Source organism: Arcicella sp. GW458-12-2-14-TSB2 (assembly GCF_059423785.1).
The window spans coordinates 5,471-22,938 of record NZ_JBWKYN010000093.1 but is presented as its reverse complement, the minus strand read 5'-3'; the positions used below and the strand labels follow the sequence as shown (position 1 = coordinate 22,938).

The following is a 17,468-nucleotide window of genomic DNA, read 5'->3' as shown; positions in this document are numbered from 1 at the left end:
GGCAAAATATCTTTCTAATACAAATGAAAACGAAAGAAATTTTGTCCAACTTCAATTTGGATATAAAGTTGAATTTAAATTACCAAATTCTAAATTGAAATAATAATGTGTACTTTGGTTTTAGATTTAAAAGTTGTATAATCTTAGCCTTTTAAATCTAAAACCAATCAATCTAAACCAATCCCCATTCCTTAATCTTAGGAATCAACGTATCAATATCACCAGCACCAACGGTTACTATTAGCTCAGGTTGTTTGGCCTCTAATAAGTCTAATACTTCTTCTTTGCTACAAAGTGTTTTGATAGGCGATGTTACCTTGTCGAAAATAATTTCAGAGGTAACACCTTCGATAGGTAATTCCCTCGCTGGGTAAATATCCAATAAAATTAAATCGTCAGCCAAGCTCAGGCTTTCTGCAAAACCTTCTTGGAAATCACGGGTACGTGTAAACAAATGTGGCTGAAATACTACCGTTAATTTACGCGTTGGATACAAAGCCTTCACAGAAGATAAAAAGGCCTGTATTTCGGTAGGATGATGGGCGTAATCATCGATATAAACAATTTTCTCTGAACGGATATGATATTCAAAACGGCGTTTTACACCACCAAAACTACAAATACCCTGTTTGATTTGTTCAGCCGTCAATCCTGCTTCTAAAGCTACGGCCGTAGCCGCCAAAGCATTTTCTACGTTATGAAAACCAGGCGTCAGCAAAGTACAATCTTTAATAATTCCATTTGGATAGATAATGTCAAAAATCATTTCTGCATTTTCAATCCTAAGGTTTTGTGCATAAAAATCACCTTCATTCAAGGAATATTCTGCCGATTCATTTTTGGTAAAACCTGCTAAATTTAATCCTTTGCGTTGATATAGTTTCCCACCATCTTTCAACTGAGAAACGAATAATTGGAAAGACTCTAACAACTGACTGTGGTCACCATAAATATCTAAATGGTCGGCATCAGTTGAGGTAACGATGGTTAGATTAGGATATAGTGTAAGAAACGAACGGTCGAATTCATCAGCTTCTACCACACAAATTACATCATCAGGAGATTCATTGATTAAAAAATTGGTACCATAATTCTGTGTGATTCCACCTAAAAAAGCAGTAACGTTTTTACCAGCCTGTTTTAGAATATGCGATACCATCGATGAAGTAGTGGTTTTGCCATGTGTACCAGAAACTGCAATGGTATAGAAGCTTTTTGTTAATAACCCCAATACTTGCGAACGCTTCATTAATGTAAAACCATTATCTTTTAAATAATTAAATTCAAGATTATCCTTAGGAATAGCGGGTGTATAGACGATTAAAGTTTCTTCTTTATTCGCTAAAAACTCAGCAGGAATCAAATTGATGTCATCAGAGAAATGAACAGGGATTCCTTCGGCTTGTAAAGCATTGGTCAAGGGGGTAGCGGTTTTGTCATAGCCTGCTAACGAATATCCATTGGCAATAAACCAACGTGCAATTGCCGACATACCGATGCCACCTATGCCAAGAAAATAAATGTGTTTTAGGACTTTAAGATTCACTTTTATCAAGGGTTAAATTTCATTAGAACAAAGATATTTTAAAAAAATTAAAACAAAATGATTTTACAAAGTCTTACTATCATCAATAAGTGTAATATTAATTTTTTGTAAAATGACAAATCTTTCTACCAATGTCCATTGTGATACTTTTAAGGGAGTTCGTGTGGTAAGTCCACTATTGCATGCCTTTGAATTTATGAGTATTGTTGGTAATGGTACTAGCGAATATGATTTTTTGAAAGAGTATGCTAAAAATAAAGCTTGGGATTTTGATTTAAATATGGTTCTTGACTTTATAAAACTTCGGGAAAATACTGTTGTCATAACTTGTCCAAATGAAAAAATTCAATGGGTAAATAAAGGGTTTACTAGAATGACTGGCTATGGCTTTAATGAAGCAGTTGGTAAATCTCCGAATTTTCTTCAAGGTAAAGAAACATCCTTAGTTACAAGGCAACTGATTAGAGAACGGCTAAATCTCAGAGCTCCATTTTCTGGACAAGTAATCAATTACCGAAAAGATGGAGGGGCTTATGTATGTAGGGTTGATATTTTACCCGTGTTTAACCAAGATAAAGTATTAAGTAATTTTATAGCCTTAGAACATGAACTAGTTTAGTATAAATGATGATGACTAATCCCATGAAGCAATTGTTTTGTGGGATTTTTTATTGAAAGAATAATCATTTGAAAAAATAGATGAAGACAAAATATTATTATTGATATTTCTTGAAATATATACTGTAGATTTGGTTACTTATTTTCTTGATAAAATTATATTTGTAAAATAAAAATTAAACTTCTCGAAGAAAACACATAAAATTAATTCAAAGTATAAATAGTAAAATGTAATTTCGCAGTATATTATCTAATTGAACTATCAAGATTGAATAATTAACAGAAATATGTCTTATCAAAGAAAAACTAAAATCGTAGCAACAGTAGGTCCGGCGTCTGATTCAAAAGAAATGCTGGTTAAGTTTGCTAAAGCAGGTGTAAATATTTTCCGACTAAATTTTTCGCACGGCTCACACGAAGATCATTTACAAAGACTAAACACAATCAGAGAAATAGCTGATGAATTAGATATAAATCTTGCAGTGCTTCAGGATTTACAAGGTCCTAAAATTCGTACACAACTTGTTGAAAACAATGGTGTAACTATTAAGGAGGGTAATAAATTGACATTCGTAATGGATGAAAATTTAATGGGAACTTCTGAGCGTGTTGGTACAACTTATACTTCTATGTATTTAGATGTAAACGTTGGAGAAAGAATTTTGATGGATGATGGAAATTTAGAAGTTAAGGTTTTAGAAATTGATAAAGTAAAGAAAGAAGTAATTACAGAAGTTATTTACGGTGGCGTATTAAAATCTAAAAAAGGTATTAACCTACCTGGTACTAAGGTTTCTTTACCATGTTTAACTGAAAAAGATCTTAAAGATTTATATTTTGGCTTAGATAATGGCGTAGATTGGATAGCTCTTTCATTTGTTCGTACTGCTGCTGATATTCATGATATCAAAGATAGAATTAAGGCTTATGGTAAAAAGAATACAAAGGTTATAGCTAAAATCGAAACTCCATTTGCGATTGATAATTTAGATGAAATTATCGAAGCTACTGATGCTATCATGGTTGCTCGTGGTGACTTAGGCGTTGAGATTGATGGTGCTAGAGTACCACATTTACAAAAATTGATGGTTGAGAAGTGTACTTTGGCTGGAAAACCAGTTATCGTTGCTACTCAAATGTTAGAATCAATGATTTCTAATCCAGTGCCTACTCGTGCTGAAACTTCAGATGTGGCTAATGCTGTATTGCAAGGAGCTTCTGCTACCATGTTGAGTGGAGAATCTGCATCGGGAGCATATCCTTTGAAAGCTGTTCAAACGATGGCTCATATCCAAGAGGTAGTTGAACAACAGCAAAATGAGATTAAAATCGTAAAAGGTGACGAGGCTTCAATTTACTTCAAAAACCACTCACTAAGTAAAGGTGCTATTGAATTCCCATTAAACGACCGTATGATTGCTGGTGCATGCCGTTTGGCACGTGATACTGAAGCAAAAGCAATTTTATGTATTACAAACAGTGGTTATACAGCCTTCCGTTTGTCTGCTCATCGTCCTAAAGCAGGATTGTATATCTTTACTGCTAATAAAGCTGTTCAGCAAGAAATGGGGTTATTATGGGGAGCAAATGTTTTCTATTATGAAACCACAGGAAATGATGTTGAAGCAACTGTAAAAGGAATGACTGACTTCTTGAAGGAAAAAGGTTTGTTAGCAGTTGGTGATACTTTCGTATCAACATTAAGCATACCTTCTGATAAAAAATTGAAGACTAATACCGTTCAATTAGGAATTGTTGAGTAATCAATTGTTCAGATAATAGAAAAAGGGTTAAATCCATAGGATTTAACCCTTTTTCATGCCTTATGATTTCGAAACTGGGCAAATAAAAAAGCCTGATAAATTCAATTTTATCAGGCTTTTTTATGGGATGTTATTTCCTTAGAAATTACGCTCTCCAGCTTCTCTCTTTCCTAACATTACTGCACCTACCATCGCTACAAAAAATAGTACTGATACCAATTCGAAAGGAAGTACATAATCACGGTATAATATTTGTCCTAAGCCCTCAACCATTCCAGTTTGAGCATCGTATGCTTTTACTCCTACAGCGTTCTTTAAATCCATTTTACGGGATGCTGCAATGATGATAACTAATATCGTCCCGCCGAGTATCGCTCCTGCTAGTTTAGTCAATGTATTTTTTGAATCAGGAGCATTTTTACTTAAATCCATCATCATAATTACAAAAAGGAATAAAACCATGATGGCTCCTGCATACACCACAATATTAACTGCCATCAAAAACTGAGCATTCAATAACACATAATGGCCAGAAATACAGAAGAAAGTGAAAACCAAATACAATACACTATGTATTGGGTTTTTAGATAATACCACCATCGAAGCACTTAGGAGTGTCAAAGCAGTTAGAAAGTACCAAAAGTTCATATTTTTAATGAATCGTTATCAGATATTACAAATAATTTATTTACAAAATGGTTATTTCCAACCTTCTCTTAAATAGCGGTTATCCATTTTTTCAACCAATTTATCTTTTCCAAAAATCACTTCAGAGCGGTCTTCAAATACAGGAACCATTTTGTCGTGTTGTAGATAGATAGCTTGTTTAGGACAAGCTTCTTCGCATAAGCCACAGAAAATACAACGAAGCATATTAATTTCATACACGCTTGCATATTTTTCCTCGCGATACAAATTCTCTTCGCCTTTTTTACGTTCAGCAGCAACCATCGAAATCGCCTCTGCTGGACAAGCTACTGCACATAGTCCGCAAGCAGTACAACGTTCAGCTCCTTCTTCGTCACGTTTTAGGATATGATGTCCACGAAAGACAGGACCTAAATAACGTTTCTCTTCTGGATAACGAATGGTTACTTTTTTAGAAAAGAAGTGCTTTAGCGTTGTTGCCATACCTCCAACGATAGCAGGGAGGTAAATGCGTTCTGCAAAAGTCATTTCTTCTTGCTCTAAGACTTTGGATTTATTTGATAATTTCATAATAGTCTTCAAACCTTAAAGGAAAGATTTTAAATTTTATTTGAAAGCCTGCTTGCGTTAATCAAACTAAGCTGTTGCTAATTTTGCTGATTTCTTTTTCTTGTATTTCATTTCGCTGAAAGTAAATGTTACTATCAACATGATGATAACACCTGCCCACGATGCGGCAACTGTCATCCAGTTTGAACCACCTTCGTTTACAGTAAACAACATCGATGCACCTGTCAATACAACATTGAACATAGATAATGGAATTAAACCTGTCCATCCTAAGCCCATTAATTGGTCATAACGGAAACGAGGTAAAGTCCAACGCACCCACATAAATACAAAAACAAATAATAATGCTTTTCCGATTAATGCTCCTACACCTACTAAGGTAGCGATGTTTGCTCCAACAGTAGCACCGAATTTTTCTGAGGCAAAAGAAGCTACGAAGTCATGCCCTGGATAATCATAACCACCAAAATATAAAGTAGCCATTACTGCACCAGAAATAAACATGTTGATGTATTCTGCGAATAAATAGAAGCCTAATTTCATTGATGAATATTCAGTGTGGTATCCACCAATCAATTCAGTTTCACATTCAGGTAAGTCGAAAGGAGTACGGTTACATTCTGCAAAAGCACAGATAATGAATATTACAAAACCAAGTGGTTGGTAGAAGATATTCCAATGTCCGTTTTGCTGTGTTTCTACAATAGATTTTGTAGACAAAGAACCCGAAAGCATCAAGATAGCAATGATAGAAAGCCCCATTGCCAATTCATAAGAAATGTTCTGTGAAGCCGCACGGATAGCACCAATCAATGAATACTTATTGTTTGAAGCCCATCCTCCAATTAATACACCATAAACGCCTAAAGAAACAATACCGAATACCCAAAGGATACCCACGTTAACATCAATTCCCTGTAAGTCTAAGATGATACCATCTCCTAAGTCTAATTTATCTCCAAATGGTACTACGGCTGAAGTCATCAAAGCCGTAAGCATTGAGATACATGGGCCAGCGATAAAGAGCCACTTGTTAGATTGTGCAGGAATGAAATCTTCTTTCATGAACATTTTTACAGCATCAGCAAGAGGCTGTAAAATACCAAATGGACCTGCTCTGTCTGGTCCTACGCGGTCTTGCATAAAAGCAGCAATGATACGCTCAAAGTAAGTAGAATAGGCCGCTACACCAAGGGTGATAGCGAAGATGATTCCTACATAAATGGCTTTGGCCGTAAATAATGTTGATGTAATTTCCATATATCTAAATGTGTAAATAGTAAACTATCTACAATCAATTAATTTAATTGCTTTTGTGGGGCTAAAAATGAACGATCACGATTATCGTCAATCTTTTTATACTGTTCTGCTGCTTGTTTCAATGGAAATGCTGGCGTTATTTTGTTCGCACCATATTTGTTCGCAGAAATCACCGAGTTGTGTGCTATTTGGGTTGGTCCTTCGATAGTCCAATCAGATGTATTTTTGCGTTCAAAACGGCATGTATTACAGATAAATTCTTTTACCTCACCCCATTCGTTTTTGCGTGCTGTTACCCTGATTACCTCGTCTCCTCTGTACCAAAGGGTTACTTTTCCTGAGCATTTTCCACAATCGCAACTTGCATCTACTGGTTTCGAGAACCACACACGGCTTTTGAAACGATACGTTTTATCAGTTAAAGCTCCTACTGGACAAACATCGATGATGTTTCCAGAAAAATCGTTATCAATTGCTTTTTCAATGTAAGTACTAATCTCAGCATGGTCACCACGATTCATTACGCCATGCACACGTCCGTCTGTAATTTGGTCAGCTGTGTACACACAACGGTAACACAAAATACAGCGATTCATGTTTAGTTTAATATTTGGCCCTAAATCTACAGGGTCAAAAGTATTTCTTTCTTCTACCGTACGTGTTTTAGATACACCGTGTTCGAAAGTAAAGTTTTGCAAATCACATTCCCCAGCTTGGTCACAAATTGGGCAATCTAATGGGTGATTTAACAATAAAAACTCAACAATGCCTTTTCTTACCTCTAATACTTGCTCGTTGATTGTATTTTCTACAACCATACCTTCTTGAATTTGCGTAATACAAGCAGGTACTAGTTTCGGCATCGGACGTGGGTCTTTTTCAGAACCAGCTGTTACTTTAACCAAACAACCACGGCATTTACCACCCGAAGCCTTTAGTGGTTCGTAATAACACATGGCAGGAGGTGCTATATGGGGCCCAATTTGACGAGCCGCCTGCATAATGGTTGTACCTGGGGCTACGTCAACGGTGATGTTATCTATTGTAACTTTCATATAAAAGCTTAATATTTAATTTTGTCGATTAAAACACGGTTTTTCCTAAGAGCAACCTAATTATTAACGATTTGAAGAGTACCTTATCTCAACAATTAGGCAATACTTTCATGCTCGTTTATTTCTTCTAAAATTTGTAATATCTGCGGAGCTATCACAGAAGCATCATAATTTAAGGCTTTCTGATACATCTTTTGCCCAATTTCTTCTCTGAGTAATTTATTCTCAATCAAGGTAATCAATTTACTTTTAGCACTAACGATGCTTCCGTAAGGAATGATTACTCTTTCATCTTTATCCACATATTCAGGAGCACCCCCAGCTTTGTCAAAACACACGACAGGAATTTTATTCAAACTTGCCTCAATCATCACTAATGGATGAGGGTCTTCTCTTGAAGAAAGAAAGAATATATCAAAACAAGCCATGTAATCGATGTTATCTCTGGTAGGAGCAATGACATGCACGTGATTTTCAATACCCATTTTTTCCAAATCATACAAAATGTTTTGGTGTTCAACAGAGTTTTTTTGAATACCTATCCACAAAAAGTGAACATCTTTCTTTTCACTAAAAACAGCATTTGCTACTGACAAAAATGTATCAACGCCTTTTCTCCATTCAAAATTTCCGCATCCTCCAATCACTAAAGCGTCATTAGGAATATTCAGGCGTTTTCTGATACCTGTTCTGTTCGCATAATGCAGCTTATTGAGGATACCATTTACTGAGATAAATGGATTCACAACCGTTACTCTATCTTCAGCAATTTGATGGTTTTTAAACAGATTACTCTTAATCTCTTTTGAGGCGGCTAAAAAATGAGTACAGTTTTGTACTTGATATTCCAAATCCTCAGGTAACGTATATTTCTGTATAGAATTTTCAAGTTCATGTACATATACTACAAAGGGACATTTCAAAAACTCTAGACTTCGCAATAAGCCACCATTGGCAATGGTATTTGAAAAAATCAAATCAAACTTTAGCTCGGCTAACTCTTTATATTTTTCCTGATAAAAGTTCAGTTTACGGATTTTGTTTAATTTAAAAACTTTATCGTAAATAATTCTTGAATAAGGATTTCTTCTTGAAGATTCTTCATTGTATTCCCAAAGAATCACATTAGCTACTTTATTAAATTCAGCCAATAAAGTCCCGCCTTTTGCTAATAAAAGATATATTTCTAACCCTTGATTTTTTAAAGATTTAAGTAAATCAAGTAGTACATATTGTGCACCCGCAACATTGGCGTCGTGACCAATAAATAATATCTTTTTTTGCATATCTTTTAAATTATAAACTCCAACTTGCCCCTTCACGCATAAATACGGCTCCTTTTTGTGTGGCTTTTTCAGGGAATTTAATGTGCCATTCAAACTCATCACGGAAATGACGAATAGCAGCAGCTACTGGCCAAGCGGCAGCTTCACCTAATGGGCAAATCGTATTACCTTCAATTTTCTTAGCTACATCAACTAATAAATCAACATCTTCCTGACGGCCCTTTCCGTGTTCTATTCTATAAAGGACTTTGTCCATCCAGCCCGTTCCTTCACGACATGGCGAACATTGTCCGCATGATTCATGGTGATAAAAACGACCAAAAGTAAGTGTATTGTGAACAATGCAAGTAGTTTCGTCCATTACAACAAAACCACCAGAGCCAAGCATAGTACCTGTAATAAAACCTCCATCAGAAAGCGATTCATAAGTCATCAAACGATTTTCACCGTTTACAGTTTTAAGAATCAACTCGGCTGGAAGAATAGGTACTGAAGAACCACCCGCTACGACAGCCTTTAATTTATGTCCGTCTCTAATACCTCCGCACCATTCGTCTGCATAGATAAAATCTTCAACAGTAATACCCAATGGAATTTCGTACACACCTGGCTTACGAACATGACCAGAGGCTGATATTAATTTGGTTCCCGTACTTCTACCGATACCAATTTTAGCGTACTCATCACCACCATTGTTAATAATCCAAGAAGTAGCAGAAATAGATTCCACATTGTTAACCACAGTAGGACATTGCCACAAACCTTTTACTGCTGGAAATGGAGGCTTATTACGAGGATTTCCACGTTTACCTTCCAAAGATTCCAACAAGGCTGTTTCTTCTCCACAGATGTATGCACCCCCACCAGGCTGAACAAAAAGGTCAAGATCATATCCAGAACCCAAAATGTTTTTACCTAACAATCCTTTGTCATAAGCCTCTTGAATAGCTTTTTCAAGGATATTGACAACATACATTAATTCTCCTCTTACATAAATATAAGAAGTATTAGCACCTAAAGCATACGACGATACAATCATTCCCTCAATTAAAGTATGAGGCGACTTCATCATCAAATAGTGGTCTTTGAAAGTACCGGGTTCTGATTCATCCGCATTACAAACTAAATAACGAGGAATACCTTCGGGCTTAGCCAAAAATGACCATTTCATACCCATCGGAAAACCAGCACCACCACGTCCACGAATACCAGATTTTTTTACTTCTTCAGTAACCTCATCAGGAGTCATCGTTTTCAAAGCTTTCTCTACTGCTCTATATCCACCATTTTTACGAAAAACATCAATTGTGTCAATGCCTTGTACGTCAATATGTTCAGTTAATATTTTCATTTTTCTATTAAATTTGATTAGCGATACTTCGCATCGAATTCAGATAAAGTATATCAATAAATTACTTTTAAAAGTAGGTTTAAGTAGCTTATGTGAATTAAAGAGATGTTAAAACTCACAACTCATCACTCACAACTATTACTTTGCATCATTACTATTTTGACAACTCATCAATGATTTCATCAACCTTCTCGTTGGTCAAATTCATATAATATTTTTCTCGAATTTGAAACACAGGTCCCCAACCACAGGCTGCCAAGCATTCTACTTCTTTGATGGTAAACTTGCCGTCTGGCGTAGTTTCACCAGTTTCAATTCCTAGTTTTTTCTTTAAGTGGTCATATACTTCAACGCCGCCCATTAAACAACAAGGCCCCGTACGACAATACTCTATTACATGTTCACCCACTGGTTCAAGGTGAAACATTGTATAAAATGAAGCCACCTCATAAACTTCAACAGGCTTTATTTTTAGCAAATTAGCCACATAATCCATTACTTCTGAACTACACCATCTCCACTCTGCTTGAGCCAAATGTAAAATTGGAAGTAAAGCTGATTTTTGCTTACCTTCTGGGTAACGTTTAATGATTTTATGAACTAACTCCAACGTATCAGCTGGAAACTGTATGGTTTGTGTATTTGTCATGTTTTATTCTGAATTAAGCAAAAATTACGCGTCTAATTCCCCTGCAATCACATTCATTGACGACATCGTAACGATGGCATCAGAAAGTGTTGAACCTTTAATCATTTCAGGGAATGCTTGATAATAAATATAGCAAGGGCGACGGAATTTCAAACGATATGGTGCACGGCCACCATCTGAGACTAAATAAAAACCAAGTTCGCCGTTACCACCTTCTACAGAATGATATACTTCTCCGACAGGAGCATCAATTTCGCCCATCACAATTTTGAAATGGTAAATCAAAGCTTCCATATTGTTATAAACCTCTTTTTTCTCAGGTAAATAATAATGCGGAGCATCTGCGTGGAATGGGCCTTCAGGCAAATTATCTAAGGCTTGTTTAATGATTCTTAAACTCTGCCACATTTCTTCACCACGAACCAAGAAACGGTCATAAGTATCACCTTTGGTTCCTACTGGAACTTCAAAATCAAAATCTTCATACGACGAATATGGATTCATGGCACGAACGTCATAATCAACACCCGCAGCACGTAGGTTCGGACCCGTAAATCCATAATTTAAAGCACGTTCAGCCGAAATAGCCCCTACATCTATGGTTCTATCCATAAAGATACGGTTTCGTTTTACTAGGCTTTCAAATTCACGAAGTACAGGAGGAAAATCATCAAGAAGTACTTGAATTTTACGGATAGCTTCTTTAGAAAGGTCTCTTTCCATCCCTCCACAACGACCCATATTGGTCGTTAGGCGAGCGCCACACATTTCTTCGTAGATTTCGTAAATGTGCTCTCTCCACTGCATTACATACAAGAAGCCTGTTAAAGCACCTGTATCAACAGCAAGAATAGAATTACAAATGATGTGGTCAGCAACACGGGCTAACTCCATCATGATTACACGGATATATTGTGCTCTTTTAGGTACTTCAACACCCAACAGTTTTTCTACCGTCATGTGCCAACCCATATTATTGATTGGCGATGAACAGTAGTTCATACGGTCTGTAAGCGTTGTGATTTGATAAAGAGGACGACGTTCAGCAATTTTCTCGAATGCACGGTGAATATACCCTACTGTCTGTTCTGCATCAACAATGGTTTCTCCGTCCATCGTCAAGATGTTTTGGAAGATACCATGCGTGGCAGGGTGAGTTGGCCCTAAGTTTAGGGTAGTCAACTCATTGACATACTTTTTATCTATTTGTGCTTTCTCTAAGCCTACGAAAGGGCTTGATACTAATGCGATTTCAGACATATTTTTATAAATTTATCTACCAAATAAGGCATCAATTTTGTCTTGACGAGTGGCGTCTTCTAATGGATATTCTTTACGCATCGGATGATAATCCATTGCTTCATCGTTCAGAACACGTTCCATTTTTGGATGTCCTAAAAACATAATTCCAAAGAAATCAAAGGCTTCTCTTTCCATCCAATTGGCACACGCATACAAACCTGTGATGGTTGGTACTACGATGTTTTCCCTCGTAACGTACAATTTAATAATCAACCTTACATTGTTTTCTAAACTATGTAGGTGATAAATAACGCCAAATTCATGGCTTGGAACGTCTGGGAAATGGATACCGCCTAAATCTGTTAAAAATTGGAATTTGAAGGTCGGATGTTGATATAAGTAATGCATCAACGGCACAATGGTGTCGGTTGTAGTTGTTACGTTCAATAAACCGTAATTTTCTACAATTCCAAAAATATTATCTTCGCCAAATTGTGCGACTAAATCTTGTGCTATTTGTTCGTTTGTCATTGTTAGCTTATCTGTTAATCGTCGTTACTAAAACTTAGTAAAACGGATAACTGTTACTCTATTCCGTAAGATGCTAAAAGTGCTTTGTATTCAGGAGATTCTCTACGACGGCGTTGCTCTGACTTTGCAATTTCTTGAATTTGCATAAAGCCATCCAATATTTGTTCAGGGCGAGGTGGGCAGCCTGGTACATAAACATCAACAGGAATGATGCGGTCTATACCTTGTAAAACAGAGTAAGTATCAAAAATTCCACCCGAACATGCACATGCACCTACTGAAAGCACCCAACGAGGCTCTGCCATTTGAAGATACACTTGTTTAAGAACTGGTCCCATTTTTTTAGAGATAGTTCCCATAACCATTAAGATGTCGGCTTGGCGGGCTGAAAAAGACATACGTTCAGACCCAAATCTTGAGATGTCGTAGTGTGAGGCCATTGTAGCCATGAACTCGATACCGCAACATGAAGTAGCGAAGGGAAGTGGCCAAAGTGAATTTGCACGAGCAAGACCCACAAGATCATCTAATTTGCCAGCGAAGAAACCTTGTCCTTCAATTCCTTCTGGAGCATCAACTGTTTTTATTATTCTATCGCTCATTGTATCTATTTGTGAATCCAATTACCAGAAAAGTCCTTCGAGACCATCTATTCAATAGTCAGAAACACAATATATTATATATTCAACTTATGTGATAACACTGTGAATGAGGAAAGGTTTGTTTATAGAAAAACCTATTCTATTCAACGATACTATTTCTCCCAAGTCAAAACGCCCTTCTTGATAACATAAATAAAGCCTACTAATAATAATCCCATAAATACTAACATTTCAAGAAACATAGTAATGGCTACATCAGAAGACGATTTTACCCATCCCATAAAGTTTACAGCCCAAGGATACATAAAAATAATCTCTACATCAAATAACACAAAAAGAATGGCTACAAGGAAGTATTTAACAGAGATAGGCGTGCGGGCATCACCAACTGATTCGATACCACATTCAAACGCATCATCTTTAAGTACACTATGACGTTTAGGCCCTAGCCAGTGTGTTGCAAGCATTGTTGCAACAATAAATGCTAAAGCAGCCCCTAATTGAACAAGTATTGGAAGGTAATCTGACGGTTGATAGTTCATTGTTGATTTTTTGAGTTTTAGGTTTTGATTTTCAGATGTTTACATCTTCGTCTCCAAACCGATACGTTATTTGACTAGTATCTTTTCAAAATTTATCTGCAATTTACTGATAAAATTTTGTTTGCGACATTTTTTTAATGCTAAAATTAGAGGGAAATGCCAAAGAGAATACAGAAAGCCATGTTATAATCTGTTATATGGATTCATACTAAATAAGATATCCGTGTTTTAACATTTAATAGCTTTATATGAATCAGTATCAGAAGTATATCTGCTCGTTAATTTCTGATTTTTTATGTCTAAAAACTTTATTGAAAAAACAAATGCAAGGCTAAGATGATGTTAGTCGTTAGAGTTTTGATTGTGTTTATTAACTTGCTAAAAATATTCATCATGGAACAAGACAACATAAAATTTATGAAGAGAGCCATCGAATTATCCATTAAAGGAAGTTCGGATGGAAAAGGAGGCCCTTTTGGAGCGGTGATTGTAAAAAACGGAGAAATTGTGGGCGAGGGTTATAATCAAGTGACCTCTACGAACGACCCAACAGCACATGCGGAGGTAATGGCTATCAGGGATGCTTGCAAAAACTTGAATACTTTCCAATTGGCAGATTGTGAGCTGTATACTTCATGCGAACCTTGCCCAATGTGTTTGGGAGCAATCTATTGGGCACGTCCTTCAAAAGTATATTTTGGTAACACGCGCGACGATGCCGCTAAAGTGGGTTTTGATGATGCCTTTATTTATGAGGAAATTCCCTTGCCCATTTCTGAACGCCAAATCCAGATGATTCCCTTGGGGAGAGAGGAAGCTCAAAAAGCTTTTGATTTGTGGCAAAACATGAATAACAAGATTGATTACTGAATCCAATTTAATTTTATATACTATTTCCAATTAATATTCATGAAAAAAACAATGACACGCTACTCGTTGAATCTTGTAGCCCTTTCCTTACTCTCGTATCAAATTTCTGCTCAGCAAAAAACTAAAGTAGAAGATTTTACGGCAGAGAACCTATTTACCAATAATATAGAAGGTCCTAATTTTGACAAAGCGGGAAATCTATATGTAGTTAATTTTAAAGAAGATGGCACAATTGGTAAAGTAAAACCTGATGGAACTTGTGAATTGTTCCTGACTTTGCCTAAAGGGAGTACCGCCAATGCCATTCAATTTGATAAAGCTGGTAATATGTTATTGGCTGATTTTTCTGGTCATAATATATTAAAGGTGAATATGAAGAATAAGGCAATCTCTACGTATTGCCATAATGATGCTTTCAACCAGCCCAATGATATTTGTATTACCCAAAAAGATGTCATTTTTGCCTCAGACCCCAATTGGAAAAACTCAACTGGAAAAATTTGGCGCATAGATAAAGGAGGAAAAGAAACCTTATTAACAGACCAAATGGGAACTACTAATGGTATTTGTTTGAGTCCAGATGAAAAAACGTTGTATGTCAATGAAAGTGTTCAGAAAAAAGTTTGGGCTTTTGATGTTGACTTTGCAGGAAATATTTCCAATAAAAGACTCTTTACTTCTTTTGAAGATGGAGGTTTAGATGGAATGAAATGTGACGCAAAAGGGAATTTGTATGTTTGTCGCTGGGGACTAGGTAAAATCTTGATATTTGCTAAAACAGGTAAATTGGAGAAAGAGGTACAACTGAAAGGCTTGCAGAGTAGTAATATCGTATTCAGCCCAGATAAAAAATATGCTTACGTAACCTTACAGGATAGAAAAGGGATGGAGCGTTTTAATTTAAAATAATGCTTTTTTAGCTATAAGCTGTGAGAAATGAGCTTTGAGCTGTTAGATTAGAATCTATTTTAAACAATCAAAACTAACAGTTCAAATCTCATTTCTCACAGCTCAAGTCTTATTTCTCACAGCTTATTGCTCATAGCTCACAACTCAAAGCTTAAATCATTCTCCTCCGTTTAAAAACGATTTTAATTCAGTCGCATCTGATGGCTTCATCCTGCCTGCTAAAACCAAACGTAATTGTCTTCTGCGTAATGCACCGTCATAAAGTCCTTTCTCTTCTTCGGTTTCTGTTAATGAAATAGGAACATCTATTGGGCGACCACTCTGGTCAACCGCGACAAAAGTAAAAAAGGCCTTGTTGGTACTTACTCGTTCTTGTGCTGGAATATTTTCTGCCCAAACATCTATTACCACTTCCATAGAAGAACTAAAAGCACGGGTAACTTTGGCTTGAAGCGTAACTACGCTACCCAGTGGGATAGACTCTTTAAAAGATACATTATCTACAGAAGCAGTAACTACAATACGGTTTGAATGTTTCTGAGCACAAATAGCACCCACAACATCCATCATACGCATAAGGTTACCACCCATCAAATTGCCTAAAGTATTGGTATCGTTCGGAAATATCATTTCCGTCATAGTAGTAAGAGATTCTGAAACGTATTTAGTTTTTGTCATTTTAATTGGATGAAGGTTATATTTTGATTTTCGGCTATCGGCTTTCAGTCGTCGGACGTCGGCTTTCGATTATCGGTTTTGGAGTGTTGGTTTTTGGTCGTTAGCTTTATATAAATAAAAAGTAAAATATTGGCAATCTGATAAGCAATGGCTAAAATCCTATACTCAGCATCCGATGACTGAAATCTGACAACCGATAGCTGAAACCCGAAATCCGCCAGCCATCTACTCTTCCGAATTGGTACTTATTTCGTCTAGATTGATAGTATTAAAATGTTCGTGAGCTTTTAAAACAATTGCCAAGGCAACAACAGCTTCGCAAACGGCTACTACAATTACAAAGAGTGCAAACATTTGTCCTTGCAAATCAGGGTCATTTTTACTGAATGCTACAAGGTTTAGGTTTACAGCATTGAGCATCAATTCTATTCCCATCAACACTACGATAACATTTCGTTTAGTAACTACAACAGCCAAGCCTATACTGAATAGTAAAGCACCAGTGAGTAAATAATATGAAAGAAAACTATTGTCCATGTTGAAAATATCTACAGTGTTTATCAATATTTAAACTTTAGATTTATTACTTAGATATGCCGCACCAATTAACGTTGCCATTAATAAAACACCCGAAACCTCAAAAGGTAAGACAAAATCGGTCATTAATAAAACACCAATATTTTGAGTAGTAGAAAAAGTCTCGGCGGTTTCGAATAAATAAGATTGTATTTTGATGAAATCAGCCCTTGCAAAAGAGTAGAAAAGTAGCCCGAATAATCCGATGGCGACTACAAATCCAATTAATCGGTTAGTATTTGTACCAATAATATCATTCTTGCCATTCTCCTTACTTCCTTTTTGGTTGGTAAGCATTACCCCAAAAATCAATAAAACTAAAATTCCTCCTACATATACTAAAAGTTGAGTAATAGCCAGAAAGTCTGCACCAATCAATACATATAGTGCCGCAATACCAAAGAAAGTAAGCAAAAGGCTGAATGCAGCATATAATACATTTTTACTCCACAAAACAACACTTGCAGAGACGGCTATTAATAAGATAAATGCTATAAAAATAAAAGGTATCAATTGTCAGTTTTTGGTTTAGGTTTAAACGAAGGTTTAAAAACAGGTTTCGGTCTTGGAGTAGGAACAACTTCCTCAGCTTTTATCTCTTCAACTTCCTTTTTTACTTCTAGTCCAGCGTCTTCTAGTCCTGTGTCTTGCTTCTTAAACGAAGGTTTAAAAACAGGTTTCGGTCTTGGAGCAGGAATAACTTCCTCAGCTTTTATCTCTTCAACTTCCTTTTTTACTTCTAGTCCAGCGTCTTCTAGTCCTGTGTCTTTCT

Annotated in this window: 19 protein-coding genes and 1 pseudogene; 4 read left to right on the top strand and 16 right to left on the bottom strand. The window is 36.2% G+C overall.

Translation table 11 applies throughout. The features are described 5' to 3' along the window. Window positions 1-172: 172 nt before the first annotated feature. Entirely contained in the window at window positions 173-1,546 is a 1,374-nt protein-coding gene (gene murC / locus AC07XN_RS14270; protein WP_494743556.1) for a UDP-N-acetylmuramate--L-alanine ligase, read from the bottom strand. A gap of 112 nt (window positions 1,547-1,658) precedes the next feature. Here murC and AC07XN_RS14265 point away from each other — a divergent pair, with 112 nt between their 5' ends. Beyond that, window positions 1,659-2,165 carry a PAS domain-containing protein gene (locus AC07XN_RS14265; protein ID WP_309915255.1) on the top strand — a complete coding sequence of 169 codons (507 nt, stop codon included), beginning with the start codon at window positions 1,659-1,661 and terminating at the stop codon, window positions 2,163-2,165. Between the two features lie 286 nt (window positions 2,166-2,451). Then, window positions 2,452-3,927 (top strand): pyruvate kinase, encoded by a 1,476-nt coding sequence (gene pyk / locus AC07XN_RS14260; protein WP_309915258.1) that lies wholly within the window; start codon window positions 2,452-2,454, stop codon window positions 3,925-3,927. A 138-nt stretch (window positions 3,928-4,065) separates the two neighbouring features. Here the strand turns inward: pyk and AC07XN_RS14255 are convergent, their stop codons facing one another. The 11 genes from AC07XN_RS14255 to AC07XN_RS14205 form a co-directional block, all read right to left on the bottom strand. Beyond that, window positions 4,066-4,575 carry an NADH-quinone oxidoreductase subunit J family protein gene (locus tag AC07XN_RS14255; protein ID WP_309915261.1) on the bottom strand — a complete coding sequence of 170 codons (510 nt, stop codon included), beginning with the start codon at window positions 4,573-4,575 and terminating at the stop codon, window positions 4,066-4,068. A 51-nt stretch (window positions 4,576-4,626) separates the two neighbouring features. Beyond that, window positions 4,627-5,145 (bottom strand): NuoI/complex I 23 kDa subunit family protein, encoded by a 519-nt coding sequence (locus AC07XN_RS14250; RefSeq protein ID WP_309915264.1) that lies wholly within the window; start codon window positions 5,143-5,145, stop codon window positions 4,627-4,629. Window positions 5,146-5,211: 66 nt separating this feature from the next. Continuing rightward, window positions 5,212-6,405 (bottom strand): NADH-quinone oxidoreductase subunit NuoH, encoded by a 1,194-nt coding sequence (gene nuoH / locus AC07XN_RS14245; protein WP_309915267.1) that lies wholly within the window; start codon window positions 6,403-6,405, stop codon window positions 5,212-5,214. A 38-nt stretch (window positions 6,406-6,443) separates the two neighbouring features. Beyond that, entirely contained in the window at window positions 6,444-7,460 is a 1,017-nt protein-coding gene (locus tag AC07XN_RS14240; RefSeq protein ID WP_309915270.1) for an NADH-quinone oxidoreductase subunit G, read from the bottom strand. A 95-nt stretch (window positions 7,461-7,555) separates the two neighbouring features. Continuing rightward, entirely contained in the window at window positions 7,556-8,746 is a 1,191-nt protein-coding gene (locus AC07XN_RS14235) for a glycosyltransferase family 4 protein (RefSeq protein WP_494743555.1), read from the bottom strand. A 10-nt stretch (window positions 8,747-8,756) separates the two neighbouring features. Then, window positions 8,757-10,097, bottom strand: coding sequence for an NADH-quinone oxidoreductase subunit NuoF (nuoF, locus tag AC07XN_RS14230; protein ID WP_494743554.1), 1,341 nt, complete (start codon window positions 10,095-10,097; stop codon window positions 8,757-8,759). Between the two features lie 154 nt (window positions 10,098-10,251). Beyond that, window positions 10,252-10,746 carry an NADH-quinone oxidoreductase subunit NuoE family protein gene (locus tag AC07XN_RS14225; RefSeq protein ID WP_309915279.1) on the bottom strand — a complete coding sequence of 165 codons (495 nt, stop codon included), beginning with the start codon at window positions 10,744-10,746 and terminating at the stop codon, window positions 10,252-10,254. Between the two features lie 24 nt (window positions 10,747-10,770). Then, window positions 10,771-12,006 (bottom strand): NADH dehydrogenase (quinone) subunit D, encoded by a 1,236-nt coding sequence (nuoD, locus tag AC07XN_RS14220; RefSeq protein WP_309915282.1) that lies wholly within the window; start codon window positions 12,004-12,006, stop codon window positions 10,771-10,773. 12 nt (window positions 12,007-12,018) lie between these two features. Next, complete coding sequence (locus tag AC07XN_RS14215) at window positions 12,019-12,519, bottom strand: NADH-quinone oxidoreductase subunit C (RefSeq protein ID WP_309915286.1); 501 nt, start codon at window positions 12,517-12,519, stop codon at window positions 12,019-12,021. Between the two features lie 53 nt (window positions 12,520-12,572). After that, complete coding sequence (locus tag AC07XN_RS14210) at window positions 12,573-13,121, bottom strand: NADH-quinone oxidoreductase subunit B (protein WP_309915287.1); 549 nt, start codon at window positions 13,119-13,121, stop codon at window positions 12,573-12,575. Window positions 13,122-13,273: 152 nt separating this feature from the next. Then, the gene (locus AC07XN_RS14205) at window positions 13,274-13,663 is read right to left on the bottom strand and encodes an NADH-quinone oxidoreductase subunit A (RefSeq protein WP_309915291.1); all 390 of its coding nucleotides are present in this window, start codon (window positions 13,661-13,663) and stop codon (window positions 13,274-13,276) included. Between the two features lie 393 nt (window positions 13,664-14,056). Here AC07XN_RS14205 and AC07XN_RS14200 point away from each other — a divergent pair, with 393 nt between their 5' ends. Continuing rightward, window positions 14,057-14,533 carry a nucleoside deaminase gene (locus tag AC07XN_RS14200; RefSeq protein WP_494743553.1) on the top strand — a complete coding sequence of 159 codons (477 nt, stop codon included), beginning with the start codon at window positions 14,057-14,059 and terminating at the stop codon, window positions 14,531-14,533. A gap of 39 nt (window positions 14,534-14,572) precedes the next feature. Then, complete coding sequence (locus AC07XN_RS14195; protein ID WP_494743552.1) at window positions 14,573-15,442, top strand: SMP-30/gluconolactonase/LRE family protein; 870 nt, start codon at window positions 14,573-14,575, stop codon at window positions 15,440-15,442. A gap of 156 nt (window positions 15,443-15,598) precedes the next feature. Here AC07XN_RS14195 and AC07XN_RS14190 read toward each other — a convergent pair whose 3' ends face one another. The 4 genes and pseudogenes from AC07XN_RS14190 to AC07XN_RS14175 form a co-directional block, all read right to left on the bottom strand. Further along, the gene (locus AC07XN_RS14190; RefSeq protein ID WP_309915301.1) at window positions 15,599-16,120 is read right to left on the bottom strand and encodes an acyl-CoA thioesterase; all 522 of its coding nucleotides are present in this window, start codon (window positions 16,118-16,120) and stop codon (window positions 15,599-15,601) included. A 225-nt stretch (window positions 16,121-16,345) separates the two neighbouring features. Then, on the bottom strand, window positions 16,346-16,657 hold the full coding sequence (gene nuoK / locus AC07XN_RS14185; protein ID WP_309915304.1) for an NADH-quinone oxidoreductase subunit NuoK: 312 nt from the start codon (window positions 16,655-16,657) through the stop codon (window positions 16,346-16,348). 30 nt (window positions 16,658-16,687) lie between these two features. Then, window positions 16,688-17,209: an NADH-quinone oxidoreductase subunit J family protein gene (locus AC07XN_RS14180; RefSeq protein WP_494743551.1), complete on the bottom strand. Its 522-nt coding sequence runs from the start codon at window positions 17,207-17,209 to the stop codon at window positions 16,688-16,690. Then, window positions 17,206-17,468 (bottom strand): annotated as a pseudogene (locus tag AC07XN_RS14175) (hypothetical protein); the annotation flags it as partial. The gene AC07XN_RS14180 and the pseudogene AC07XN_RS14175, both read right to left, overlap by 4 nt.